The organism is Streptomyces mirabilis (genome assembly GCF_018310535.1).
Classification (GTDB): Bacteria; Actinomycetota; Actinomycetes; order Streptomycetales; family Streptomycetaceae; genus Streptomyces.
This window is the reverse complement of record NZ_CP074102.1, coordinates 8,752,964-8,777,448: the sequence shown is the minus strand read 5'-3', so window position 1 is coordinate 8,777,448 and position 24,485 is coordinate 8,752,964. Positions and strand designations below refer to the sequence as shown.

General features: G+C 67.5%; 24 protein-coding genes and 2 pseudogenes. 12 read left to right on the top strand and 14 right to left on the bottom strand.

Going from position 1 to position 24,485, the window contains the following annotated elements:
• Positions 1-44: 44 nt before the first annotated feature.
• The 4 genes from SMIR_RS39050 to SMIR_RS39035 form a co-directional block, all read right to left on the bottom strand.
• Positions 45-548 carry a hypothetical protein gene (locus tag SMIR_RS39050; RefSeq protein ID WP_168488549.1) on the bottom strand — a complete coding sequence of 168 codons (504 nt, stop codon included), beginning with the start codon at positions 546-548 and terminating at the stop codon, positions 45-47.
• Positions 549-2,366, bottom strand: a complete 1,818-nt coding sequence (locus tag SMIR_RS39045; RefSeq protein ID WP_212728113.1) for a sialidase family protein — start codon at positions 2,364-2,366, stop codon at positions 549-551.
• 233 nt (positions 2,367-2,599) lie between these two features.
• Positions 2,600-2,824, bottom strand: a complete 225-nt coding sequence (locus tag SMIR_RS39040; protein WP_248002752.1) for a hypothetical protein — start codon at positions 2,822-2,824, stop codon at positions 2,600-2,602.
• Between the two features lie 497 nt (positions 2,825-3,321).
• Complete coding sequence (locus tag SMIR_RS39035; RefSeq protein ID WP_168488560.1) at positions 3,322-3,498, bottom strand: hypothetical protein; 177 nt, start codon at positions 3,496-3,498, stop codon at positions 3,322-3,324.
• A gap of 1,126 nt (positions 3,499-4,624) precedes the next feature.
• Here SMIR_RS39035 and SMIR_RS39030 point away from each other — a divergent pair.
• Entirely contained in the window at positions 4,625-4,834 is a 210-nt protein-coding gene (locus tag SMIR_RS39030) for a hypothetical protein (RefSeq protein ID WP_168488563.1), read from the top strand.
• 264 nt (positions 4,835-5,098) lie between these two features.
• Complete coding sequence (locus tag SMIR_RS39025) at positions 5,099-6,001, top strand: YceI family protein (protein WP_212728112.1); 903 nt, start codon at positions 5,099-5,101, stop codon at positions 5,999-6,001.
• Positions 6,002-6,078: 77 nt separating this feature from the next.
• Here the strand turns inward: SMIR_RS39025 and SMIR_RS39020 are convergent.
• Positions 6,079-7,081 (bottom strand): annotated as a pseudogene (locus tag SMIR_RS39020) (IS5 family transposase).
• Between the two features lie 201 nt (positions 7,082-7,282).
• Between SMIR_RS39020 and SMIR_RS39015 the strand changes: the two are divergent.
• The gene (locus tag SMIR_RS39015) at positions 7,283-7,987 is read left to right on the top strand and encodes a TetR/AcrR family transcriptional regulator (protein ID WP_212728111.1); all 705 of its coding nucleotides are present in this window, start codon (positions 7,283-7,285) and stop codon (positions 7,985-7,987) included.
• Between the two features lie 118 nt (positions 7,988-8,105).
• Here SMIR_RS39015 and SMIR_RS39010 read toward each other — a convergent pair whose 3' ends face one another.
• The 4 genes from SMIR_RS39010 to SMIR_RS38995 form a co-directional block, all read right to left on the bottom strand.
• On the bottom strand, positions 8,106-8,510 hold the full coding sequence (locus tag SMIR_RS39010) for an SsgA family sporulation/cell division regulator (protein WP_422664492.1): 405 nt from the start codon (positions 8,508-8,510) through the stop codon (positions 8,106-8,108).
• A 298-nt stretch (positions 8,511-8,808) separates the two neighbouring features.
• Positions 8,809-9,201 carry a hypothetical protein gene (locus SMIR_RS39005; RefSeq protein WP_212728109.1) on the bottom strand — a complete coding sequence of 131 codons (393 nt, stop codon included), beginning with the start codon at positions 9,199-9,201 and terminating at the stop codon, positions 8,809-8,811.
• A gap of 172 nt (positions 9,202-9,373) precedes the next feature.
• Complete coding sequence (locus tag SMIR_RS39000; RefSeq protein WP_212728108.1) at positions 9,374-9,559, bottom strand: hypothetical protein; 186 nt, start codon at positions 9,557-9,559, stop codon at positions 9,374-9,376.
• Positions 9,560-9,587: 28 nt separating this feature from the next.
• On the bottom strand, positions 9,588-10,058 hold the full coding sequence (locus SMIR_RS38995; RefSeq protein WP_212728107.1) for a hypothetical protein: 471 nt from the start codon (positions 10,056-10,058) through the stop codon (positions 9,588-9,590).
• Here SMIR_RS38995 and SMIR_RS38990 point away from each other — a divergent pair.
• The 3 genes from SMIR_RS38990 to SMIR_RS38980 all read left to right on the top strand — a co-directional run bounded on the left by SMIR_RS38990 (position 10,005) and on the right by SMIR_RS38980 (position 12,933).
• On the top strand, positions 10,005-11,174 hold the full coding sequence (locus tag SMIR_RS38990; protein WP_248002754.1) for a PP2C family protein-serine/threonine phosphatase: 1,170 nt from the start codon (positions 10,005-10,007) through the stop codon (positions 11,172-11,174). The two genes, SMIR_RS38995 and SMIR_RS38990, sit on opposite strands and share 54 nt — an antisense overlap.
• A gap of 1,256 nt (positions 11,175-12,430) precedes the next feature.
• Positions 12,431-12,640 (top strand): hypothetical protein, encoded by a 210-nt coding sequence (locus SMIR_RS38985; RefSeq protein WP_211118552.1) that lies wholly within the window; start codon positions 12,431-12,433, stop codon positions 12,638-12,640.
• On the top strand, positions 12,640-12,933 hold the full coding sequence (locus SMIR_RS38980) for a hypothetical protein (RefSeq protein WP_168488581.1): 294 nt from the start codon (positions 12,640-12,642) through the stop codon (positions 12,931-12,933). Before SMIR_RS38985 ends, SMIR_RS38980 begins: the two co-directional genes overlap by 1 nt.
• Before the next feature lie 85 nt (positions 12,934-13,018).
• Here the strand turns inward: SMIR_RS38980 and SMIR_RS38975 are convergent, their stop codons facing one another.
• Positions 13,019-14,113: an acyltransferase family protein gene (locus tag SMIR_RS38975; protein WP_248002755.1), complete on the bottom strand. Its 1,095-nt coding sequence runs from the start codon at positions 14,111-14,113 to the stop codon at positions 13,019-13,021.
• Between the two features lie 169 nt (positions 14,114-14,282).
• Here SMIR_RS38975 and SMIR_RS38970 point away from each other — a divergent pair, with 169 nt between their 5' ends.
• Positions 14,283-14,453, top strand: coding sequence for a hypothetical protein (locus SMIR_RS38970; RefSeq protein ID WP_212728106.1), 171 nt, complete (start codon positions 14,283-14,285; stop codon positions 14,451-14,453).
• Positions 14,454-14,677: 224 nt separating this feature from the next.
• Here the strand turns inward: SMIR_RS38970 and SMIR_RS38965 are convergent, their stop codons facing one another.
• Positions 14,678-15,340 carry a transposase gene (locus tag SMIR_RS38965; RefSeq protein ID WP_212728105.1) on the bottom strand — a complete coding sequence of 221 codons (663 nt, stop codon included), beginning with the start codon at positions 15,338-15,340 and terminating at the stop codon, positions 14,678-14,680.
• 299 nt (positions 15,341-15,639) lie between these two features.
• Between SMIR_RS38965 and SMIR_RS38960 the strand changes: the two genes are divergently transcribed.
• Positions 15,640-16,044 (top strand): FKBP-type peptidyl-prolyl cis-trans isomerase, encoded by a 405-nt coding sequence (locus SMIR_RS38960; RefSeq protein WP_054229571.1) that lies wholly within the window; start codon positions 15,640-15,642, stop codon positions 16,042-16,044.
• A 302-nt stretch (positions 16,045-16,346) separates the two neighbouring features.
• Here the strand turns inward: SMIR_RS38960 and SMIR_RS38955 are convergent, their stop codons facing one another.
• On the bottom strand, positions 16,347-16,547 hold the full coding sequence (locus SMIR_RS38955) for a hypothetical protein (RefSeq protein ID WP_168488592.1): 201 nt from the start codon (positions 16,545-16,547) through the stop codon (positions 16,347-16,349).
• A 305-nt stretch (positions 16,548-16,852) separates the two neighbouring features.
• Here SMIR_RS38955 and SMIR_RS38950 point away from each other — a divergent pair, with 305 nt between their 5' ends.
• Positions 16,853-19,411 carry an NB-ARC domain-containing protein gene (locus tag SMIR_RS38950; protein WP_168488594.1) on the top strand — a complete coding sequence of 853 codons (2,559 nt, stop codon included), beginning with the start codon at positions 16,853-16,855 and terminating at the stop codon, positions 19,409-19,411.
• A 13-nt stretch (positions 19,412-19,424) separates the two neighbouring features.
• Here SMIR_RS38950 and SMIR_RS38945 read toward each other — a convergent pair.
• A pseudogene (locus tag SMIR_RS38945) lies at positions 19,425-20,513 on the bottom strand (integrase core domain-containing protein).
• A 228-nt stretch (positions 20,514-20,741) separates the two neighbouring features.
• Between SMIR_RS38945 and SMIR_RS38940 the strand changes: the two are divergent.
• Together SMIR_RS38940 and SMIR_RS38935 are read left to right on the top strand one after the other, a co-directional pair.
• A complete protein-coding gene (locus SMIR_RS38940; RefSeq protein ID WP_168488596.1) occupies positions 20,742-21,284 on the top strand; it encodes an alpha/beta fold hydrolase in 543 nt (180 codons plus the stop codon).
• 285 nt (positions 21,285-21,569) lie between these two features.
• Complete coding sequence (locus SMIR_RS38935; protein ID WP_212728104.1) at positions 21,570-23,156, top strand: Na+/H+ antiporter; 1,587 nt, start codon at positions 21,570-21,572, stop codon at positions 23,154-23,156.
• A 140-nt stretch (positions 23,157-23,296) separates the two neighbouring features.
• On the opposite strand, the gene SMIR_RS38930 is transcribed toward SMIR_RS38935, so the two are convergent.
• A complete protein-coding gene (locus tag SMIR_RS38930; RefSeq protein WP_211118554.1) occupies positions 23,297-23,674 on the bottom strand; it encodes an ankyrin repeat domain-containing protein in 378 nt (125 codons plus the stop codon).
• 284 nt (positions 23,675-23,958) lie between these two features.
• Here SMIR_RS38930 and SMIR_RS38925 point away from each other — a divergent pair, with 284 nt between their 5' ends.
• Positions 23,959-24,309 carry a helicase associated domain-containing protein gene (locus tag SMIR_RS38925; protein ID WP_248002757.1) on the top strand — a complete coding sequence of 117 codons (351 nt, stop codon included), beginning with the start codon at positions 23,959-23,961 and terminating at the stop codon, positions 24,307-24,309.
• Positions 24,310-24,485 lie beyond the last annotated feature (176 nt).

Genomic DNA, 24,485 nt, shown 5'->3' with positions numbered 1-24,485 from the left:
TCGCAGTTCCACCTGGTCAACAAGTGGCGCCGGTCTGACCAAGCTCAGGAGACGGTGGACGTCAGGTACGTCAGGTAGACCCCTCCCTCGCAATCAGGCATCTTTTGCAGGGTCCAGCGGCCGTTGACGGTCGCGGAGGAGAAGTTCGACTCGGCGTCGTCCTCTTCCACCTCGCCCTCCTTCAGGGTGTATCCGGCCTTGGGGAGCTGCTTGTGCAGGAAGGTCAGCGCGGAGTTAAAGCCGCCCCGTACGACTGTGGCAACGATGAGCCGGCTACCGGTGCGATGCTGCACCGAGGTGACGACCGCGTCGTCGGGCACCGGCAGGGTCGCCGGGAAGTCCTTGGGAAGCGGCAGTGAGGCGGCGGTGGCACAGCCGCGGGGCGCGGTGTCGGCCGCCTTCGCGGCAGACGGATCTTCTCCTTGCACGGCCGCATACCGCGTCTGTCTCTCGGGTTCGGCGTGCTTGGTCGTCGCCGAGCATCCGGTGACAGCGGCCAGGCTGAGGAGGACGCCGGCCGATGCGGCAGCGGGGAGGAGAGACTTCACTTACTGGCCTCCTTTGGGCTTGTTGTGTGCGCCGCGGACCACGGCGTCATACGCGCCGTACAGCGTGTTGCCGGATGACTGGCGGGAGATGGTGGCCAGTGCGTCGTAGTTCTGCGCGCCGCCGGTCGCGCAGCTGCCGGTGCAGCCGTCGGCGTAGGCGGCGAGCACGCGGCCCTGGGCGTCGAGGGTGACGTCGTTGAAGTCCAGGAGGTTGCGGTCCTGGCCGCAGGTGGTGCCGCCGGTGCAGATCGAGCCCTTCTGTACCGGGTCGGTGGGGGTGGCGTCGACGGTGACCCAGGACTGGCCGCCGTCGTAGGTGGTGGCCACGTACAGGTGCCAGACGCCCTTGAAGTTGGCCGTGTCCTGGTAGTTGCCGCCTGTGGTGGTGCCCAGGAAGGCGAAGGCGGCGCGGTTGTCGTCGCCCGCGGTCACGGCGGGGAAGACGATGTTCTTGATGCCGAGGGACGCGCCGACGTTCTGGTCGTACAGCCACGTCTTGCCCTTGTCGTGGCTGACGGCGATCCGCGCGGTGCCGTCGCTGTTCTGGTATCCCATGTACACAGTCCCGCCGGCGCCGATTCCCACGCTCGGGTCGGAGTCACCGGGGGTGCTGGAGGGGTTCTTGCGGACGGTCCACGTCAGCCCGTTGTCCTCGGACACGGCCACAGCCTGGTTGCCGCCGCAGCCCTTGTTGGGCACGTACACCGTGCCGTCCGGGGCGACCTTCACATGCCCGTGCAGGCCGCCGCAGTCCAGCAGCGAGTACATCGGAACGGCGGGCCCGTACGTCAGACCGCCGTCCCGGCTGACCGCGCAGGAGGCGTCGGCAATGTCCTGCGAGCAGTAGTAGACGGCGTTCGGGTATGCCGTGAGGGCGCCAGGTCCGCCCGTGGTGAAGGGGCCGCCACCGATGGTCTGGTGGTCCACACCGGAGTTGATGCCCGAGCCGCCTGTCGGCGTCCACGTCTGGCCGTCGTCGTCGGTGTAGCAGGTCAGGGCGGTCTTTCCGGCGAGCTGCGACTCGAAGGTGCGGTGGGTGGCCGGGTCGGTGAACAGGATCGGGTCGAGGCTGGTGCTGCTGCCCTGGGGACAGCCGTTGCCCGCGTTGGCGCTCTTGTCCTGCCAGGTGCCGGCGCCGGCGCCGTCGTAGGTGACCTTGAGCGTCGAGGTATGCGCCTGGAACATCGCGGCGCCACTCGCGCGGTTCACGCCGATCGAGGGTTCACCGGCATTGTGCGCGTCCTTGATGCCGTCGGGCGCCGCCGAGTTGGCGTACGTCGGTGGGACGGCCGTGCTCGGCGGCGGATCGGCCGGGTCGGCAATCAGGCTAGCGGTGCCGGTGAAGCTGTCGCCGAGCGGTCCGTACGGCACCACGCGCACGGTGTACGACGCCGTCAGCGCCGGAAGCAGCACGGTCTCGGGGTCGCTGGAGGACGCCGAGGCGGCCACCTCGCGGCCGTTCGCGTCGAGGACGTAGACGTCGAAGTCGGCCGCGCTGTCGGGCCACTTGATGTCGATGCGCAGGCTGTGACCAGCGTCGTAGCCCGCAGGCACGGACACCTTCAGAGCGTAGTCGTCGCAGAGTTGCGGATTCCCGCAGCTCACCGTCCCGGAGGTGCCCGAGACGTTGGGGACGACGAAGGGACCGGCGCTCCACGTGGTCGTGGGCGCTGTGTCGCTGACCGATCCGGAGGGCGAAGCGGCGGCGTCGGCCGATACATTCGGCAGGGCGCCGGCGACGAGCGCCAGCAACCCGACGGTAATGCGCCTCCGCGACCGAGGAGTGCGCTGGAGACGCAGGGCGGGGAAGAGAGCCACAGATACCTCGTGGGTTCGTGAGTCGGACGAAGACGGGTGGCGCGTGGCGATACTGATCAGGGCTTCGTCTGCTCTACGGGGAGGTAGGCGGCGTCCGTCGCAAGGAATCCGAACTCTTTTTCAAACGGTTTCCACAGCGCGCGGGGACCGACCCGGGTCGGCAGCTCGCGAACGCGATCAAGAAGCTGCGTGCGGTTGCGTGCTCGTCTCCAACTCGTGCGCTGGCCAGTTCATCAACCGCTGACTTGTATGGCGGGACCAGTACGTGGATGGAGCGGCCGTCCGTAGCGGAGGCCGGCCACGTAACGCCCGGGCTTCACGGTCTGGTCCATCGGGTACTCGGGCTTGGGCATGTCGCCGCCGACGCTGCCCGTGATCTGGATGCTGGTGCCAGCCGCGTAGGCGAGCGACCAGGGGAATTGGCTGACGGTGATGTCATTGCCGTTGATGTTGCCCACCTTGATGCTGGCGGTGGCCTAGATGTCGCCGCCTTGGAAGTCTTCGGGTTTCTGTGGCTGGGGGCCCTTGTAGGGCTGCTGGTATTCCAAAGCCTGCACGGTGGCGTGGATGTTGTTCTCGGTGTCGTCGATGGCCACACCAGTCGGCGGGCGAGGTGCGCTCCGCGGGGGGTGGAGCTGAAGCGCATCGGGAATTCGCGTGTGCCGAAGCGGTCTTCCGCAGTGTCGGGTGCGGTGGCCGCTGTCGCGGCTGGAGAGGGCTTGCTGGTCATGGCGTTCACGCTGCCGCTCAGCGCCGCCTGCGGGCTTGGCCTCGGCCTCGGGGTGCGCGGCCGGGGCCTGCGGCTCGGGCTCGGGCTGGGGGGGGGCGGGTCCCGCCGCCTCCACGCACTTCCTGAATCAGGCCTGTCACGCGCTGCCGGTGGACGAGTACGAGCTCAGTCGTCTTCAACGGCATGGGCCGGACGCGCCGTAGCAATACCGGGCGCTGGCGGCGCTCACGCCTCCTCACCTTCATCGCGTTGCAGCCAGCCGGCGCCGTAGTCGAGACGCCGCGCTGTTTCCACGAGGGACGCCAGCGGGTCCACGGGCCGCCCGCGCAGCGCGGCGCGGATCTTATGCCACATGTCCCGCCAGGGGCGCCGGAGTCCGACGCGTATCGGGTTTCCTGTCATGACCTCGAACGAAATCCCCAGGCGCGGGGGAACGCTTGCTCTGGAAGCGAACATTTCATAGCTATTCGCCACGGTTCGCCACCCCTTCCGCCAAATAGAAATATGCAACAGCATGATGCGAGTCGGCACTGACCACCCCGACAGCGAGGGGGAAGTGTGCAGCCCACGTCGGCCAACGGATCCCCGAGAGGCGCCATGCGACGATCCACGAGGCAGGCCATGGAATGGCTGGCCGCCGCAGCAACCGACCCACGAGCGTGCAAACGGCAGTGGCACGGAACAACGGGGACAGCGGTGCTGGCGTGCGGGCGGTTCTGGGACGTGCTGAGCGTGCCGCAACAACTCGGCCTAATGGCCCTTGATGCTCTCCTCTGCATTCCTCAGGCTCCCGGCCCGGCCCTCGCGGACTTCGTCGCATGCCGGGTGGGTTTCTTCCTGCCACCCGACCCGATCGGCCACTGGGTCGGCTCGGAAATCCGCTATCTCGGCACGGGCGCGTGGCTCACGGTCCCCCCCACCGGACCGGGCCGCCGGGCACCTGCGCTGGCTGGTTCCGCCCGACGGCGCCGGCACTGGCTCTAGCAGCGGATGCTGGCCCCGTCTGTGGTGCATGAGAGCGACGACGCAGCACCCACGCATCTGCTGTCACTGGTGTACGCCGACCCGGTTGCGCCGCCGACATAGTGCGTGGAGGACGCCACCTGCCCCACTCCCCCGGTGGCGCTGTATGCGCCCTACGGCGGGGTGAAATCTGCACACCACATGCGCAGCCGCGACACGGGGTGCGTTGGATCTACCCATGAGCCTGGCGAATGGTGCTCTGTTGGCACGGAGTGTCCAGTTCGGAACCACCGTGGCAATACCCGTCACCTCCCAGTGCCGTGCAGCGTGTAGAGAGGTTGTCCTCAATTCGTGTTCATGTCTGCACGGATGCGCAACCTGTGCGTACAACCCCATTGGTGCGGGCGCCGATTGACTGGATGCTCGGTGCGCTCCGTGATTTGATCCTTTGCGCCGCCGGGCTCGCGCGAAGATCTCCGGAATATGTCGCGCCTGCGGTCGAGGCCTGCCATCTGTCCCCAGCAGGGCCGCCTTGTGGAACATCCATGCGAAGGGAACTTTCATCATGAACTCCGCTCCCCAGGTTCAGACCGTTGGGATCTCCGATGCCGAGCTCGACAGCGTCTCCGGTGGTCTGAGCCCGCACGCCAGCGTCATCGCCGGCCCCACGGCGATCAGCGACTCGGATGTCCTGGCTCAGGTCGACGCAGTCAAGGGCGAAGCCCTGGGCGCCCTCGGCCAGTTCCACCAGGCCGGCGTCTTCGCCTCCTTCTGATCGGCAGCCTGACTACCTACTGATGAGCTGTCGGCGCTTGTCGACGTTGCTCACCATTGAGCGCCCTCCACGGCCTCAAGACAACCGGGGAGGGCGTTCAGGCATTGGCGGCGACGCCTTAACCACGGCTGAGGCCAGAGCTTCCACCTGCCTGTACGTTTGCCTCGAACGGGCAACAACCGAAGGCATATCCGTCATGGGTCGCCGGCCGACGTCGCGCTGTGCGCGGCCCACGAAGCCCGACCGCATAGGGGTACGCACACCATGATCAGCCGCCTTCTCGGCCGACGGAAGGCCTCTCAGCGCAGGGGAAACCCACTCACCGGACTCACCGTGCCCCCCGGCGCGGGTCTCCTCATCTGCCGGGTCCTCGACCCCATGGGCGAGCCCGTGAGCCTAGCCGAGTTCACGCTGCACGACAGCCACAGTCGCAGGGTAGTGAGTGGTGAGGCCGATCCCTACGGCCTGGTCGTGGCGATGGTTCCGTTCGGAAAATACCGACTGGCCGTCTCCGCCGAGGGTTTCGCCCCTTACCGGGACAGCATTCCAGTCGCCGATGACGGGGTGCCGGCCGGCCCCCGAGACATCACGCTCCAGATAGCCCCATCCCTTCCGCTGCCCGACCCCGGCGAATGGGAGATCGAACAGGCCCACACCCGGATCGGGTTCGCCGCACGCCACATCGGCCTCGCCCAGGTCCACGGCCGCTTCAACAACTTCGCCGGGGCGATCCGGATCGGCAACACCATCGAGGACTCGGCGATGCATGTCGTCATCGACGCCGCTTCGATCGATACCAATGTGCAGATGCGCGACGACCATCTGCGGTCCGCGGACTTCCTCGACGTGGAGCACTACCCCGCCATGGAGTTCTACAGCGACCGCTTCGTGCACCGCGGAGGAAACACCTGGGCGATCACCGGCGGGTTCACGCTGCACGGCGTCACCCGCACGGTGACCCTCGACGCCAACTACGGCGGTATGCGCGTCGGCATGGAGGGTGAGACCCGCTTGGCCGTCAACGCCACCACCGAGTTGCACCGTGAGGACTACACCATCAATTGGAAGACGATGCTGGCCCGTGGCATCGCAGTCGTTGGCTCCAACATCAAGGTCGATCTCGATATTCAGATCGTGCCCAAGGGCACGCAGCTGAAGTTCAAGTAACGGCAATGCGGTCCGTGAACGATGTGGGACACCTGCTCGCGTGCGCGGCTTGTTTAGGGCCCTGTGTGATGTTGTGATCATTCAGCTGCCTTCAGTAGGTCGTTGATCCAGATCATGGAAGCGCGGAGGTGAAGGCCGGCGAGGTAGCTCTCGGGCGTCTTGTCACATCGAGTCGCGATGCCCCGCCAGGCCTTCAGCTTGTTGATCAGGCGCTCGACGGTGTTCCGCTCTTTGTAGAGACCGGCGTCGTGGCGGGTGGGCCGGCCGCCCCGGCTGCCTTTCTTCTTCCGGTTCGCGGCCTGGTCCTTCTTCTCCGGAATGACTGTCTTGATGTTGCGTTTGCGCAGGTAAGAGCGGTTGGCGCGGGACGAGTAGGCCTTGTCCGCGGCGACAGCGTCAGGCCGGGTCCGCGGACGGCCGACAGGCAGACGGATGCGCACCTTCTGCAGCACGGGAACGAACTGCGGGCTGTCGGCGCCTGTCCTGCGGTCAGGACCAGCGACAGCGGACGGCACCTGCGGTCCGCGGCGAGATGAACCTTGCTCGTCAGCCCTCCACGGGACCTGCCGAGCAGGGCCTCCGTCAAGCGGATCCTGCGCCGTCGCCTGACGCGGCGCCGCTCTTCCCGGTCGGGGCCGCCACTCCCGTCCTGTCCGTTCTGTTCTGGCGGGCCGCCCCCTTTTGTCGGGCCCGCTACTGCTCGGCGGCGGCTTCCTCAAGGGCGTCCATGACCTCCTCCCCGATGCACATCCCGGCGGCGTCGTGATGGGCGCGGGCGGTGGCGGAGTCCACGCTGACCAGGGACAAATCCGTCTTCCCCTGGCGGGCGGCCTCGGCGATCACGCCTTCCAGCAATGCGGTGAAGACGCCGGCGTCCCTCCAGACCCGGAAGCGGCCGTAGACCGTCGCCCACGGACCGAACTCACCCGGCATCTCCCGCCACTGGCTGCTGGTGCGGAACCGCCAGATCACCCCCTCGAACTGCTCCCGCAGCCGCTCGGGGTACGGGCCGTATTCGCCTATCGGCAGGAACGGCTCGATCAACTTCCATTGCCTGTCGGTGAGTTGCCTGCGCGTCACACCAGCGTCCTACCGGATCCAGCCCCCGTACGGGACCGGAATCCGAAGAACGATCACAACATCACACAGGCCCTAGCGGCCTGAGCCGGAGGCTCGTCGTCTTCGGCGCGCCCTGCGTGCGTGCTTCTGGACCACGTTCCGTCCGTACCGTGAGCAAGATCACAACCTAATTCGAGGGGCCCCTCATGTTAGTCTGGAGGCATGAGTCACCAGCACGTCCTGTCCGCGCCCCAGGCGCCGGTCAAACCGCTGCGCCGCGACGCGCAGCGCAACAGGGACGCGATCGTGGCGGCTGCCCGCAAGGCTTTCGCCGAGCAGGGGCTGGACGCTTCCCTGGAGGGTGTTGCCCGCGAGGCGGGTGTCGCGATCGGCACGGTCTACCGGCACTTCCCCAGCCGGCTCGACCTGGTCGAGGAGCTCTTCACCGCGAAGTTCACGGATCTGCTCGCTGCTGCCGAAGAGGCCGCGGTCATGGACGACGCCTGGGAGGGGTTCTGCTCCTACCTGGAAAGACTCTGTGAACTGCAGGCCTGTGACCGGGCCTTCAATGACCTGGTCTCGGCTCGCCTGCCGGTCCATGCGCTCGGCAGGGGAATGTTTGAGCGCACGCAGGAATGGGTCGCTCAGATTTTCCGGAACGCCCAGGAGCAGGGCGTCCTGCGTGACGACGTCACTCCGGACGACATCGCTTTCGTGATCTGGTCCCAGGTCGGAATCATCCAGGCCACCCGTGCCGTCGCTCCCAACGCCTGGCGCCGCCATCTCCACCTGCTGCTCGACGCCTTCCGCGCCGAGTGCGCCCACGAGCTGCCCGAACCTCCGCTGACCCCTCAGCAGTTCGCGCAGACCCTCACCACTCTCGAGTGCCCCGAAGAGGAGTGCCGCGAGTGCCGTGAGGAGGCATGAGCCGCGGCATACGACGTCGTGCAACGCGGCCTACAGCGGGACATGCGGCGGGCCCGGTGCCGCGGTCGGCATCCGGGCCCTCAGTCCCTCGGGGGTGTCACCGTCCAGGGGGAGGCGTTCAGTTTTCCGCCAGCAGCTGTGCCAGTTCGGCGTCCAGGTCGAGCCGGCTGGATTCGGCCCCCGGCGGCACCGCGGACCATGTTTCGCGCAGGAAGGATTCCACGCCCTGCGCGGGGAACTCGAGCAGGGCCGATCCCCCAGGCGAACGAAGAACCATGCGCACCGCATCGCGTCCTGAGTCACGGGGCGGCCACATGCGCACGTCTCCGTGCCCGGTGTGCTCGCTCAGAGCCTGAGCCAGCATGTCGCGGCTGAGGAGCCACTCGACCGTTCCGCTCTGGTTCAGGGTGTGGAAGACGGCACGCACGGCATAGGGATCATCCGCGTCGTACTGCAGTGCTGCACGTATCGGCACCGACAGGTCGTGCGACAGGACGAGCTGCACGGTCAGCTCGTGTGCCACGGTTCTGACCGATCTCACGGTCCCTCACTTCCATGTCCTCGCTTGCCCGGCACTGCGATCGCTCCCCGTGTGCTTCGAGGCGCGGGGGTGGCGGTACCGCCGGCGCGACCGGAAGCGCCGGTGGACGGGAGCGGCACACACGGATCCCGCGTGTTGTCCCTGTTCAGCCGGAGGGCGATGTCACCGGCTCGCGCTCGATGTCGGCTCGGCGAGCGGTCGGTTTGACGAGTCGCAACGGCACAGCCCAAAGCCACGTCGTTGCGGCCGGTCAAACCGACCGTGCCGGCCTGCGGCCGCATCAGCGCTGGTTCGCGTACCACGCGACCTGGTCCAGGTGCCAGCGCTCGGCGCTGACGCGGTGCCACGTCGTCGCCTCGTCCCAGCGGTACCCGTCCCAGACGTACACGTGGCTACCGTTCCAGCGCTCTTCACCGTAGTGGCCCTGGCGGTCGTCGTTCGTGTACCAGCCGCGGGGTGCGCCCCAGCTGTCGTCCTGTGCCTCGTGGTGGGCGCTCTGGTATCGGTCCGTGCGGTCGCCGCTGGTGGCGAAGGCGGTGATCGCGGTCTGCGTGTGCTCCCCGGGCGCCGAGGCCGTCGCCGCTGACGCCGTGCCGCTGACTCCGAGAAGGGCTCCGCCTGCCAGCGCCGTAGAAGCGACAGCGGTCGAGACGCGCTTGATCCACTTGTTCATGGTCATCTCCTTGTGATGTGCCGCGATTCCGTTGACCGGGCGGCCGTCCTGTCCGTGATCCGGGGAATCCGGATCGGCCGGGTGCCGAACTGTGAGGATCATTCGGAGGGGGCCCTCATGTTCGACGTTGCCAGCGTACTCGAGGGGGCCCTCATGTTTGCGGTGAGGCTCATCACAGCACGTCGGAGGGGACGAATGGCACGAGCAGGGAGACGGTGGCCGAGGCGGCGGGCGCCGGGTCTGACCTGTAGGAACGGGCATCCGGGACCCGGGGCGCCGACGCGTCCGGCAGCCGCGAGGCCATGGCCTGGATGGACTTGCGGCGACCGTCCACCATCAGTTCGCCAGAGGCAATCACGTTCAGAAAGCGTCACACCGTGACGCCTTCATGTGACGCTATAGAGCTCAGAAAACCGGCACTGCCCGGCTGCGTAGGGGTGCCGCGGGGGGCAGGTTGGTGGTGGGGCGGCCCGGCGCGGTGATGGTGGTCGCGATGAACGACGAGGTATTGACGCGGTCGACGGGCTGTCCACGATGACGTTGCGCACGGCCTGGCCCTGGTTGGTGGTCAGAGTGCCCTGGATCCGCTGCATGGCGGCGCTGGCCCCGAAAACGAGCGCGTCACCGGGCTTGACCGTCATCCTGTAGGTCGTGGACTCCGTGTGCTTGGCGGTCCAGACGTGCTGGTACTGGCCCTTGAACGCCGTCTGGAAGACGGCCTTGGCGGAGAGCGAACCGCCGATCTTGCCGCTGCCCTGCGCGCCGCCCTCGCAGCCACCCCCGAGGGGGTGCAGGGTGGAGACGTGGCAGCCCAGCAGCGCTTTGCCGGTCTGCGGCAGCCATGGCAGTCCAGCCATGCGCTGCTGGTGATTCCTGTTGTGCTCATCCTGGTGATCACTTTGGTGGACATCCACTCTCCTCCAGATGTCCATCTGGGACCGGCGCTGGTCATCGCGCCCGCGATCACTGCCTCGTTCGCCGGTCCCCGGCTGACCGGCTTCATCGGAGTTCTGGCCTTGGCGGCCCAAGCGATCATTGGCGTGTTTCACGGCGGGCTGGCCACAACGAACCACATGGTGCAGTTGGTCACCATCGCGGTGCTCTCGGTCTTGGTCGTGTTCTTGAGTGCGGTGCGCGAGCGGCGCAGCCGGCAATTGGCCCAGGTGCGGTCGGTTGCCGAGGCCGCGCAGCACGTCCTGCTGTGGCCGCTGCCGGAGCGGATCGGGCCGTTGCGGATCGCCTGCCTGTACCTGGCCGCCGAGGACGAGGCGCAGATCGGCGGTGACCTCTATGCGGCCACCCGCATCATCGGCGGTGTGCGCATCATGATCGGCGATGTGCGGGGCAAGGGCCTGTCCGCCATCGGCGAGGCCGCCCTCCTGCTTGGAGCCTTCCGCGAGGCCGCCCACCGGCACGCCTCCCTGCCTGATCTGGCTGCCGCCCTGGAGCAGAGCGTCACCCGCTACCTGGCCGACTTCGAGCCAGTCGAGGAAACCGGCGAACGCTTCGCCACCGCCTTGCTGCTGGAACTCCCCGACGACGACCACATCACCCGCATCATCAGCTGCGGGCACCCCCCGCCGCTGGTGCTCAGCCCCGGCCGTGCTCTCACCGTCCCCAGCCTGCACCCCGCGCCCCCGCTGGGGATCGGCGGGATGGGGCCGGAGGGATACACGATCGATGTGCTCTCCTTCGGGGCCGGCGACACGCTCCTGCTCTACACCGACGGCGTCATCGAAGCCCGCGACGCCGATGGCGACTTCTACCCCTTCGAGACACGGGCCGCCCAGTGGAGCGAGGCCGGCCCAGAATCGCTGCTGCACCACATCCAGCGCGATCTGCTCGCCCACACCCGCGGACGCCTTGAAGACGACGCGGCTCTCGTCGCGCTCCGCCGCGAGCCCGACATCCACCGACGCCGCCACCACCACGGGCGCGTCATCCACACGAGCGGGTTCGGTCACAGCTCCTGAACCGGACGTGAGTGAGGTCGATGCGACACCCCTCGGGCCAGGCCGCAGACTCTACGAAAGCGCGGCAGCTCACCACGAACGGCCGTTCGTGCCGCTCGCGGGGGACCAGGCAGCAACGGCGGCCTGTGTCAGCTTCTTCTCCGGGGACGCGTTTCTGACCGGCCGGGGCGAGGCGTTGATGCCGAATCCTCGCCGGCCTCGCCGAGTGGGGCGCAGGCCTGGAAGACCCGCCGCCCAGCTACACCGATCGCACCGCTTGGTCCGTGGTGGCGATGCGTCCTACAGCTCCGGGAGAGGCGGCGCGCTTCGACACGCTCACGGAGTTGGCGGCCGGCGAGGAGAAGCTGTGGCTGCAGGGCGACGGCGAGCGGGTACGGGTGGAGACCGGCCCGGCGCCGGTGAAGCCCAAACTGCGCCTGATCTGTGATCACAAGGACCCGGCGGCCTCCGGCCGCCGGGTCCTTGCCGTCAGTTCACCAGCCGAAACCGCTGAATGCCTGGTCTCGCCAGCGACACCTGCTGGCGGATCACCTTGTCACGGGCAGCGGGCCCGATTCTCGTTCCCATAGTGCGGCGACCATCGGCTGTCTCGATCACTGCCGGCCGGGTCACGGCTCGCAACGCAGTCCAGAGCAGCCGTGTCTGTTCCGTGAGTGTCTGATGCATTTCCGGTCCGACTTCGGGCTCGAACCACCGCACTGCGAGTCGCCCGCTCTCGAAGAACTCGCCCCGTTCGTCCGTCCTGAGACGTGAACAAAGCAGTTGGACAACTGCCGCTATCGGCGGTCCGCACGGCGCGCTGACGCCGGGAGCCGGAATGATTGTTGGTGGCAGGGAGGCGCCTGCCGGGAGGCCGAGGAACGCTTGCGTGCTTCCGCAGGCCAGCGCGGACTCGATCGAGGAATGCAAGTGCACTTGGTGCAAACCCAGCGGCCCCGGATGACTGCAATGCCATCCGGATGCGGGAAGCACCTCAGCAATCCGTTGCCCTAGGAGCACCTCATCAGCAGGCATGAGCCATGTGTCCGTCGTCTTCGTGCGAGACCCCGCGATTGCCATAGGGCAAGAGTGCCAGTACGTCCCTCCCACCCTGCCGTCACTCCTCGCTCCCCACACTCCTCAGAGGGCGGTATGCGAGTTGACAGGTGATTTGTCGTCACCTGAACGTGTGGGGCTGCGGCATCCCCGCCGGCCGTGCTTTCCAGCCCGGCCCGTGGCACCTCGGAGGCTGGAGCCGCCCCCTTGGGCTCCTCTCCGTGGTGTACGTGATCGTCCTGACGGTCGTGTTCTGCCTGCCGCAGGCCTCCCCGATTAACGCCGAGTCGTTCAACTATGCAGGCGTCGCGCTGGCTTTGGTCCTGCTTCTGGCCTGGATTACGTGGGTCACCAAGGGCAAGCGTGACTACAAGGTTCCCCCGCTCGGCTCCGCTGCTCAGAACGCTGCTCTCGCTGGGGATGTGCTGTGATGACCGACGAGATCAACGACCGTCTCACCCGTGACAGGCTCGGCGAGCTCGTCCAGGCCCACGAGATCAACACGGTGATGCTCGGCGTCCCGGACCTGATGGGCCGCCTGAAGGGGAAGAGCTTCGACGCTCTTCACTTTCTCACGCAGCTTCCCGCCGGGTCGGAGATGTGCGCCTACATCCTGGCGTCCGACGTGAACATGACCCCGCTGGACGGCTTCGGGCTCACCGGCTGGCACGAGGGGTACGGAGATCTGAGGGTCGTCCCCGATCTGGGTGCATCCGGCGTCTGAGCTACCTGCCCGGCACGGTTCTCGGCACCCGCAGCCGCTCCGCGTTCACCGTTTCAGGCAGCGGGCAGGACGGGGCACCGTCTGTTCAGCGGCGCGGCGTCGGCGGCTGCAGACCGAACGCCGCGGTGTTCAGCCAGCGCCGCATGGCCTGTGCGATCGGCCGCTCGACGAACCGGTGCACGAGGTACGCCAGGACGATCAACGCGCTCACCGTGACCCCGACCAGGGCCCAGGGGGCGACCCGGTCGCCGTAGTAGTGCGCGATGGTCATGCCGATGGTGTCGTGCAGCAGATACAGCGGGAAGGTCATGGTGCCGGCGACGGTCAGGCCGCGCCAGCGGATCCAGCGGGTCCAGCCGAGTGCGATGGCGGCGATCAGCAGGAAAAACACCGTGGTCACCACGATCAGCCAGCCGCGCCAAGGCGCCCAGGTGTCCCAGTTGTTGCGGCCGCCGACGGGTGCCAGCAGGAAGTGCAGCGCCAGCAGCCACGACATGGCGACGATCCCCCACAGCAGTGGCGTCGGCCGGTAGCGGTGCATGAGGTAGAAGGCCATGCCCGCGATGAAGTACGGAGCGGACGTCGGGTTGACCATCAGTGAGAGCAACGGGATCTGGGCGCCGGGCGCCAGCACCGCGGCGACCGTCCACAACCCGCAGAAAATCACGACCCGTTGGTACGTGAGCCCCTTCCACACCACGACCGCGAAGGTGAGGTAGAAGCAGAGTTCCGGCCAGAGCGTCCAGTAGACCGAGTCCAGGTTGTCCACGCCGAGCGGGGTCTGCAACATCGTGAAGTTCGCGAACAGCAGCCGCGGGTTGGGGTGCCCGAACGGGCTGTCGGTCAGGTAGATGATGCACGCCGACACCACGATCGCGATCCAGTACATCGGGTACAGGCGGGTGACGCGCGAGATGAAGAAGTCGCGCGGGGTGCGCCCCCATGCGCTCATGCAGATGACGAACCCGCTGATCAGGAAGAACAGGTCGACGCCGAGCCGGCCGTAGGCGAAGTACCCGTGCGCCTCGGGGAACGTGCTCCGATACGGGCGGCCCCAGATCGTGATCATCGCCCAGGGGGTCTGGCCGACGAAGTGGAACAGCACCACCGCCAGCGCCGCCAGGAACCGCAGGCCGTCCAGCGCGGCGAGCCGGTCCCTGCGGACGGCCGGCCTGGCCACGATCACCCGCCCCGCAGGCGCCGACCGCAGGAGTGGCACATTGGGTGCGACCGCCCCCTCGTTCCCACGCCTCGTGGCCACGTCGACCCGTCCCCTGTGCTCCGCCTGGGTCATGCATCCCCGTTCCAGGGTTGTTCTTTGCTGTCAGGGCCCTATGAACCCCGATCACATGACCAACGGGCAGACGAAATGGTTGCCGAGCACACGATCTCCTGTTGCGGGACGCGTGACGGCCTGTCCGGTCGACCTCGTCAAGACCGAAGCAGAACAGCGCGGCGCGGACATCCACATCATCGTGCGGGGGTGCTCCTATCTCTTTGGTCAAGCTGGTCGGGTGTGAGTTCGGGGCGTCTGGAACGATGTGTCCGTGCATGCTGATGATCAGGTTGGTGAGGGTGTCCCCGCTGTTCTCCCTTGTCTTCGACCGGGCCTGACCGGGCCCGCCCCCTTTGAACGAAGAAAGAGATGCTCTGTTGCGCCCCAGACCGTGGTTCCGTATGCCCGGAACACGAAGATCCAGATTCTTCACTCCCGTCGTCACGTCCGTAGCCACCCTGGCCGTCTTCAGCGGGCTGGCCGTGCAGCCCGACCTGCTCGGTCGGGGAGGGGACGCCGATCCGGCGGGTGACTCCTACGACTGGAACGTGGACACGGCTGCCGAGGGGTCGTCAACCGCAAACGCGTCGAACGGCTCATGCGCCAACACGCCACACCGCCCGCGCGAAGCTCGGCGGTGATCCGCTTGGCCCCGTACGTCTTCCCGGACTCCGCGTGGACCTTGCGTATCCGCCGGGTGAGTGCAGCGTCCGCGGCCTGTTTCGCGGCGCGGGCCGGGGCGGTCTTCGGCCACCGGTAGAACCCGGACCTCGACAAATTCAACACGGTGCACAGCCGCTTCACGCCGAAGGCGCCGCGGTGGTCGGCAACGAACTCGAAGCGGCTCACCAGTTCGTCTCGCCCGCAAAATACTTGGCCGCCCGGCGCAGAAATGTCACGTTCCATCTCCAGCTCGCGCACCTGCTTGCGCAAGGCCGCGATCTCCGCGTCCTTCGCCGACTCCGCAACTGCCTCGGGCCGCTCGGCCTTCTCTGCCGTCTTGATCCACTGCCGCAGCGTCTCGTGATTCACACCCAGCTCGGCGGCGATACGCGAGACAGGCCGGCCCGACGAACGAGCCAACGCCACCGCGTCGGCCCGGAACTCCGCCGAGTACTTGTAGGTCCCCACCCGGGACTCCTCTCCCTGGACTCAAGATCCAGTGTCGAGGTGTCCACGATCAAGGTGGAGGGCCCTGTCTCGCAATGTGCCGACAGCCGTCTGCACCTCGTCTCGTTCTGGCGATTACTGCGTGACCTGTGCGTGGCGGTCGCGTTCATCGGCTGTGTGAAAGATCATCACGTGTGGCTGCTGGATCTGGTGTGCTCCGGGGGCCGGCATTCTCGGTAGCGTGACCATCTGCTGCATGGAGTGTCCATGTGTCCGGCTGGTGCGTGCGGCGGCTTCCGACGGAGAGTGATGATGCTGCAATGAGTGAACTGACGAAGCCCGAGGTCGACGTTCCGGAGGGTGACGCTCCTACCGAGCTGACCATCCGGGACCTGGTCGTCGGGGACGGGGCTGAGGTGAAGCCGGGCATGGTGGTAAGGGTCCACTATGTCGGGGTGACCTTCGAGTCCGGGAAGGAGTTCGATGCCTCCTGGGACCGGGGCCAGCCGTTCAAGTTCGCCCTGGGCAGTGGCAAGGTCATCAAGGGCTGGGACCGGGGGGTGAGGGGGATGAAGGTCGGCGGTCGGCGCGAGATCATCGTTCCCCCGCGTCTCGGCTACGGCAATCAGTCGCACTCGCCGTTGATCCCGGCGGGCTCGACCCTGGTCTTCGTGGTGGACCTGCTGGACTCGTATTCCAGCACAACCGGGTGGAGCAACGCCTAATGACCCTGGCCGCTCCTCCCCTACGACGTACTGCGTCGTCCCTCGGGGTTGGGCGCCGCCGCGCTCCTCGCTGCCGCTCCTGCTTCCGCCTCCGCCTCCGCCTCCGCCTCCGCCTCCGCAGCGTGAACCGCCCCGGGTTCGGTGGATTCGAACTGGGGTGGTTCGCCTGGCGCACCGTCAGTGACGAGGTCGAATGCGCTCACCGTGCCGGCCCCCTCCGGAGTTCAAACGTGGGGACGCGCTCCTGGGAGGTCCGTACCATACGGCGGGACGCAGCAGACTGGGATATCTGTCCGCGAGCTTCACAGGCTGTGCCCCGTGGCCACCATGAGCACCATGGCCTCGATGCAGCAACGTGCGGCGAAAGCGTCCTGCTGGTCCTCCAAGAGCACGGTCGGCATGACGAACAACAGGCACCAGGAGTTGAGCTCCTGTTGGATCCACCAGTCGAGCCCCATCAAGGCGGCGACCACCATGGCTGATTCTCGTGTGCGGACTCGCATCGGGTTCCTCGCCTTTCTCCTGGGGTGGTCCAGAGCCTTTCGGCGTCAGGAACGGCGATGGCCGCCAACGTGGGCGTTCTTCAACGGTGTGCCGTGTGCGCATTGCTGAATCGCCGTACCGCGATCACACACGTTCAACGCTTCCACCGGCCAGCCGCTCGGCGGAACCCGGACGAACCCGGACGGGCACGGAGGGGCTGAAGGAGGGCTTCCGCAGCCTCTACACTGGTGGGCACGTTCGCACACGACACCGGGGAAGCCGAGGGGCGCAGGTGGCGAGTCCAGAGCCAGTAGATGACTTCCCCTTGCCGCAGGACGACATGGACGTGGCGGACTTCGTCCGCGGCCTGCGCTCGATCAAGTTCTGGGCCGGCGACCCGTCGCTCGAAGTGCTGTACCGCCGGACAGGCGTGGCCACCAGCACACTGTCCGACGCATTGAACCCGCAGCGGCGGCGCCTTCCTTCACTGGAACTGGTCCGGTCCCTGGTTCGTGCCTGCGGCGCCAACGCCATACAGGCAGCGCAGTGGGAGCGGGCGTGGCGTTCTGCCAGAGCCCGTGACAGCCGCTTCGCTGCAGCCAGACCGCTGACAACAAGGGGCTTGCTTCCGCTGGCCCAGGACTGGACGCCCCGTCAACTTCCCTCAGATATCAGTGGATTTACCGGTCGCGCCGACGCCCTCGTGTTACTCGCCGGGATACGTCGGGACGCGCCCGCCACCGTGATCACCGGCACGGCCGGCATCGGCAAGACGGCGCTCGCCGTGCATTGGGCGCACCAGGTAGCTGCCCACTATCCGGACGGCCAGCTGTATCTCGACCTACGCGGACGCGCCACCGATCCCGCGCTCACCGCCTCCGAGGCATTGTCGTTGCTGCTGCAGTCTCTGGGGGTGCCGGGCGAGCGGATCCCCCTGGACCTGAACCTGCAGATGGGCCTGTATCGGTCGGTGCTGGCCAACCGGCGGGTGCTGGTGGTTCTGGACAACGCTCTGGACGTGGCGCACGTTCGCCCGCTGCTGCCCAGCGGCCACAACTGCCACGCCCTGGTGACCAGCCGTGACACCCTGACAGGTCTGGTTGTCCGCGAGGGCGCGGCCCGGATCTCGCTGGACACCCTCGCCCCTGCGGAGTCCGTCGACCTGTTGGCGGTCCAGCTGGGCCGGGACCGCGTGGACGCGGAGCTGCGAGGCGCCGAAGAGCTGGCCGAGCTCTGTGCCCATCTGCCACTGGCTCTCCGTATCGCCGCGGCCAACCTGGCGGCCCGCCCGGCGCAGAGCTTGGCAGGCATGGTCGCCGAACTGGGTGGTACGGATCTGCTGGCACGGCTGCAGGTGGTCGGCGACCCGGAGAGCGCGGTCGCGGCGGCCTTCGATCTCTCCTACCGCTCGCTCACGGCGGAGGCACAACGCCTGTTCCGCCTCCTCGGAGTGATCCCGGGCCCGGAAGCGAGCCGCGAGGCGGCAGCCGTCCTGCTCGGCCGCGAGCTGTCGGCGCCGGTGCCGGAGCTCGACGAGTTGCTGGCGGCGCACTTACTGTCCGAGCCAATCCCGGGGCGCTACCGCAGCCACGACCTGCTGGCACTGTATGCAAAGCAACTTGCGGGCACCGAGCCGAAGGAGACGCGCGCGTCCGCACTGCACCGGCTGCTGTCCTGGTACCTGCTCAGTGTGGACGCCGCCAACAGGATCAGCATGCCGAGCGGCTGGGTCCTGTTCCCTGACGAGTTCCCCCTGACCGGTGAGCCTCAGGCATTCTCCGGCCCGCACGACTCCCAGGCCTGGCTCGCCGCCGAACACTCGAATCTCATCACAGCAGTCATCCACGTCTCGGAGCACGGGCCCTCCCCCTTCGCCTGGCACCTGGCCCACGCGCTGCGCGCACACTTCTATGCCCAACGCTCGGACGGGGGCGCGCTCGCCGCCAGCCAAGCGGCACTGCGTGCAGCCGAAGCACGCGACCACCCGCTCGGACGGGGAATGTGCCACATGTGTCTCGGCTTCATCGCATGGGACAAGGGAGCCCTGGACGCGGCACTGGAAGAGTTCAACTCCGCGAAGATCCAGTTCGATCGGATCGGCTACACCCGGGGACTGGCAGCCGCCTGGAACGACTCTGCGGAGGTTTGCACCAGAGCCGGCCGGGTCGCTGAAGCCCTCCATCACGCCTCCACGGCCCTGACATTCCACACGGATTACACTCCGAGTCGTGCTGTGCATCATGCCAATCTCGCCGAGATCTTCCGGATACAGGGCGACTACGTGGCCTCCCAGTGGCACGCCCGGGAAGCCCTGGCCATCGCCGCTGGGAACGGCAACCCTCAGACAGCCGCGGTCGCCAAGCTCGAAGCAGGCATGACGCATCTGGCCATGGGTGAATTGGCCACGGCGGAGGAACTGCTGTCCGAAGGCAGGACCGCCGCCGAGCTTGTCGGCAGCCAGAACAACCTCTACGACGCTCTCTCCGCCCTGGCTCTCCTCTGCGTTCGCGCCGGGCGTGTGGCCGAGGCACTGAACTGGATCGAGCCGCTTCAAGATCTGCTAGACCTGGGTACACCCGGCTTCGCACCGGAGGATCTCGCAGAAACGGCGATCGTCGAGACGTACCTCGCCGCAAACCGACTCGACCACGCAATCGAATTCGGTGCTACCGGGCTGGCCCGCCGCGTGGCCGCGGGCCACGGTCTAACGGTCACGCGTCTGCGCGTGGTCCTGGGACGCGCGCACGCTGCCGCAGGCGACTTCGTGGCCGCCCGGTCACTCTGGGAGGCCGCGCTCCCTCACGCCATCGAAGAATCCTTACCCGAACGCGCTGACATCGAGGGCCTGCTGGCAGATCTACAGAACTGTGCAGGTGCCGAATAGTCATCCGACTTGGTCAGGCCGCATGTTGGTACTCGTGCAGGGTTCCGCTGAGTCGGTCTCGTCGGTGGATATCCAGGTGCCGGACCTGTGCCGGCACATGAATCGGTTCGGGTAGCGGGTTGAACGGAGCGGCCTGTTTGAGCGTTCGGTGTGGGCGATGCCCGTTGTAGAGGTCCTCGAACTCGCGGAGCGCGTGGAGGAGGTGGCTCTGGTTCCAGATCAGGGTTCTGTCCAGGAGCTCGCGCCGGCAGGTTTGTATCCAGCGCTCGATGAGGGAGTTCATCCGCGGTATCCGGATGCCGGTGGTGACGACCTTCAGTCCGGCGTCGGACATCAGGGCGTCGAAGGCGGCGGTGAACTTGGAGTCACGGTCGCGGATCAGGAACCCGGCCCCGCTGCCGGCGTCCTGGAGGTCCATGAGGAGAATCCGCCCGAGCTGCGCGATCCAGTCCTCGGTCGGGTGCGCGCCGGCGCCCAGGATCCGCACCCTGCGGGTGGCGTGCCCGATGACGGCGCAGACGTAAGCGTGCCCCGGTCAGTGCGGACTTCGAAGAGGTCGCAGGCGAGCAGGGCCTCGGCCTGGCCGCGTAGGAAGTCGGCCCAGGTGGCGCTCTGCCGTTCGGGCGCGGGCGGGATGCCGTGCTCGCGGAGGATCTCCCCGACGGTGGAGGCGGCGGTCTTGATGCCGAACGCTGCAAGCTCGCCGTGGATCCTGCGGTAGCCCCAGGAGGAATTCTCTCGCCCAAGGCATAGGACCAGGACGCGGACCGAGCGGACGGTGGGCGGGCGTCCGCGTCGTTTCGGCACACAGGGCGCAGCGTGGCGACGGTTGAGCAGGTCGCGGTGCCACCGCAGGATGGTGTCCGGGGCGTACCAGCAGCAGGAGGCGCCGCAGTCTCGCTGCCGGGAAGTGGTGGAACAGGCCGGCAAGGACCGCGCGGTCGGTGCCGGAGAACACAGGCCGGCCGACCTGGCACTGCAGAACGAGCAGCAGGTGCCGCAGCGCAAGGATCTCAATGCCTTTATCGCGACCGCTCATCGGCAGCAGGCGCAGGAGCGCCAGAGCACTGGCCGCGGCGAGGAAGGCCAGGCACAGCAGCACGACAGACCGTGATGCCGCCCGTGGGCCCGTGCAGATGAAAACCCCGGGCGAGAGTCGCAGGCAGCCACACATCCAGCGATCAAGGCCTCGACCAACACGGATGCCTTACCAGCACCCGCAATGCCGGGTCGCCTGGTCCACCGCGCTGATGCGGCCTGACGTCGTCCGGGGGTTGTGGGCTTCAGTGTCCCGCCGCCGCAGCGTGGGCCGGTTCCTCCGCTGCAGGCGATGCGCGAGCGCTGCGACGGTCAGTTCTACTGGAACTACTTCCAGGCACCCGGCGTCGCGGACGCCGAGCTCGCGAAGGACCCGCACCGCACCTTCCGCCGCGTGATGTACGGGCTCTCCGGCGACAATCCGCACAGCGACCCGCCGGTCGAGCCGCTCGTCCCACCGGGCAACGGATTCCTGGACCTCTTCGAGGACCCTGAGGAGCTTCCCTCCTGGCTCGCCGAAGCCGACATCGACACGCTCGCGACCGAGTTCACCGAAGCTGGATTCACCAGCGCTCTCAACTGGTACCGCAACTGGCAGCTGACCGCCCCGTGGGAGGGCGCGCAGTACCGGATGCCCGGCCGCTACGTCACCCGCGACCGTGACCTGGTCTACGGGTTCCCGGGGATGGACCAACTGATCCCCGCCCTGCCCACGCTTCACCCGGGCATCGGACCGGCACACATCCTGCCCGGCTGCGGCCACTGGACCGCCGAGGAGTACCCCGACCAGGTCAATGCGACGCTGCTGGAATTCCTGGGTTCGCTGAACAGTTGACCGGCTGACAAGTTGACGGGCACCGGATAGCACGCTTCCGGAATACCGCCTCTCCACCAGTTCGCCAGTCACCCCGACCGCGAGGCGATCGTCGATCGCATGTGCGAGCCCGGAGCGCTCACCGCCGGCAGGGCGTGAACCATGGGCAGGTGCGTCGCCGCAACGACTGCCGCGCCCTGTATGGTCGCGGCTCCATGTCAGCTGCATCACCGCCCGAGGTCGGTTACGTTGATAAAGCACCTGGCCAGAGGGGGGTAACAAGCCGTAACCCACCCGGGACACTCCATGACTGGCCTGACCGTCATCCTGCTGCTCGTGGTTCTGGCCACCGCCGTGGCGACCGGTGCCCGACGCTGGAGCTTGCCCGCCCCCTCGCTCCTCGTAGTTGCCGGTCTGGTCGTGGGGCTGATGCCCTGGGTTCCAGAGGTGCGCCTGCCGCCTCACGTGATCAACGTGCTGGTGCTGCCACCGCTGCTCTACGCCGCGGCCGGGGAAATCTCCGTCCGCGACCTGCGCACCGTGTGGCGGCCTGTGACCGGCCTGGTCTTCGGCCTGGTCCTCGCCTCGGCCATCGGCGTCGGGTACGTGGCCCACGCGATCACCCCGCTCACGGCCGCGACCGCGTTCATCCTCGGCTCTGTCCTGGCCAGCACCGACCCCGTGGCCGTGACCGCGCTTGGCCGACGCCTGTCTCTCCCACCGCGCGTGCAGGCCATGGTGCAGGCGGAAAGCCTGTTCAACGATGCCACCTCACTGGTCCTGTACAAGGTCGCCGTGGCCACCGCGGTGTCCGGCAGCGCCATCAGTGTGCCCGGGACCATTGAGCAGTTCCTGATCCTTGCAGGCGGAGGAGGCCTCATCGGCGCGGCAGTCGCCGCAGTGGTGGCCCTGATCCGCAGACGGACCGAGGACCCCATGCTGGAGACCGTCATCGCATTGGTCACGCCGTACGCCTCTTACGTCATCGCGGAGCAATCGCACACCTCCGGCGTGACCGCCGTCATCGTGTCCGGGGTCGTCCTCGGCAGCACCGGCCACAAACTCAGCAACGCCCCCGTCCGCCTCCAGGTCCACGCCGTCTACGACACCGTGACCTTCCTGCTGGAGAGCGTCGTCTTCGCCCTGATCGGCCTCGAACTCCCCTCGGCCGTCCGTCATCTCGCGCGCGACGAGCACGGCTGGCCGCTGTGGGTGCCGGTGATCGCCTTCACTCTGCTGGCGATCCGCCTGCTGTGGATCTTCCCGCTGTCCGCCCTGATCCACCACCGGCACACGGAGGGCGACAACCGCCTCTCCTGGCGCGTCCCGGCTGTCCTGTCCTGGGCGGGCACCCGAGGCGTCATGCCGCTGGCAGCCGCCCTCTCCATCCCCCTGGTCACCCACACAGGGGCGCCGCTGCCGCACCGGGCACTCATTCTCACGCTCACCACCGGGACCATCGCGCTCACTCTGATCTTCCAGGGTTTCACCCTGATCCCCGTCGTCCGCCGCTCCGGCATCGCTCTGGAACCAGAACGCACCGCCCGCGAGGAGGCCCGGACCCGCCGACACATTGCAAACGCCGCTCTCGAAGAGCTCAAACAGCTTGGCGATCTGGATCAGCTCGCTGATCTGGGTTCCGCCGCCGAGGCCGCCTTGAAACAGGCCCGTCGTCATCTGGAAGCGCGCATCCACCAGGTTGAAGACGCCCACTACAGCGACCCGGACGCCCGTCCTGCCGACGCCTACCGCGAGATACGCCGGACACTCATCGCCATCGAGGCAGCCGAACTCCAGCACCTCTACGAAGCGAACAAGATCAGCAACGCCACCCGCCGCCGGATCCAGCACGAACTCGACCTCGAAGAAGCCAGCCTCCGTGACCGCGGCTGACTACCAGTCCCGGTAACCCCAAGGTGACCCGGCATCGCGGGCCTGCTCTGCCTCGCCAGGCGCCGGGCCGACGTCCTCTTCGCGATGCTCCGCGACGGGACCTTCTACGAGCCCCAGCCCGCCACCACGGGCGGTGGAGCCTAGGAGGAAGTCGCGTCTCCGGCAGGCAAGTGAGCAGCCACGTCATAGTTGGCGATGCGTCCCGCCGACACCCGCGGGCTCATGCCATGGCCGTTGTCTCGGTCAGGGTCGGCACCGGCCTCCAGCAGCAGCCGGATCGTCGCGCCCTCGCCCTGTGAACAGAACACCGCCCTCCACAACGGCGTATTGCCATGACGATCCGCGGTATCAACCGCCGCACCTGCGGCCAGGAGAACCTCGACAACCGATGGGGCTTGAGCCTGAGCCGCGAAATGCAGCGGCGTCCAGCCCGCATCGTCGACTGCCTCCGCGGCGGCACCTCCGGCCAAGAGCACCCTCAGGCCATCCGCGTCCCCATCGGCAGCCGCATAGTGCACCGCCGCCGGCCCAACCGATCCCGATCCGTCATACCGATCAAAGACGGGACACCAGACCAAAGCAGCCCAGCCCTCTGAAGATCACTACTCCGTTACAGCGGCGTGCTGCCGGGGAGACGGTATCGGCGGCTGGGGAGCTGTCGGAGAGCCGTATGGAGGCGCTGGATGCGATCGATCCGGCTTGGTGCCCGGCCCGGGGAATCGACTGGTAGCGCGGCTTCCACCTCACCCTCGCCCACGTCCGGTCCGGCGGGGCGCTGCCCGTACGGGCAGGCGAAGTGCTCGTGCAGGGCGAGGACCTCGGAGCCTGGACGATGGCGCAGCGGGTCGGCTGGGATGCGCTGACGCCCGCGCAGCAGTGGATGCTCGACAGCGTGATCGGACTTGAGCCCGCCAGCGAGGCAGAACTACCGCCTGCGCGCCGGACGCAAGCCGACCGGTGGGCCGGCCATCTCTCTGCGGCTCGTCAGTTCCACGCCCGCGAAGGCCACTTGAACGTGCCGCGCAAGCACGTCGAAGACGTTGGCGGAGTCCCGGTCAAGCTGGGTGGGTTCCTCGACAACACCCGCCGCAGGGCCGCGAAAATCACCCTCGAGCGCCGCGCGGAACTCGATGCTCTCGGCATGCGCTGGTAGGGCGGCGGGCGGCCGCCCGCCGTCCCGGCCGAGGAACGACAAGGCGACCGCCCTGACCTGCCACGGTAACCACAGCAGCAGGAAGCCACCTCCCATAGAGCGTCCACGGGGAGGAAGGTGGATTACCCATTGTGCATGCACTATCCACAGAAAGTGACGAATATCAGCGAAGAAGA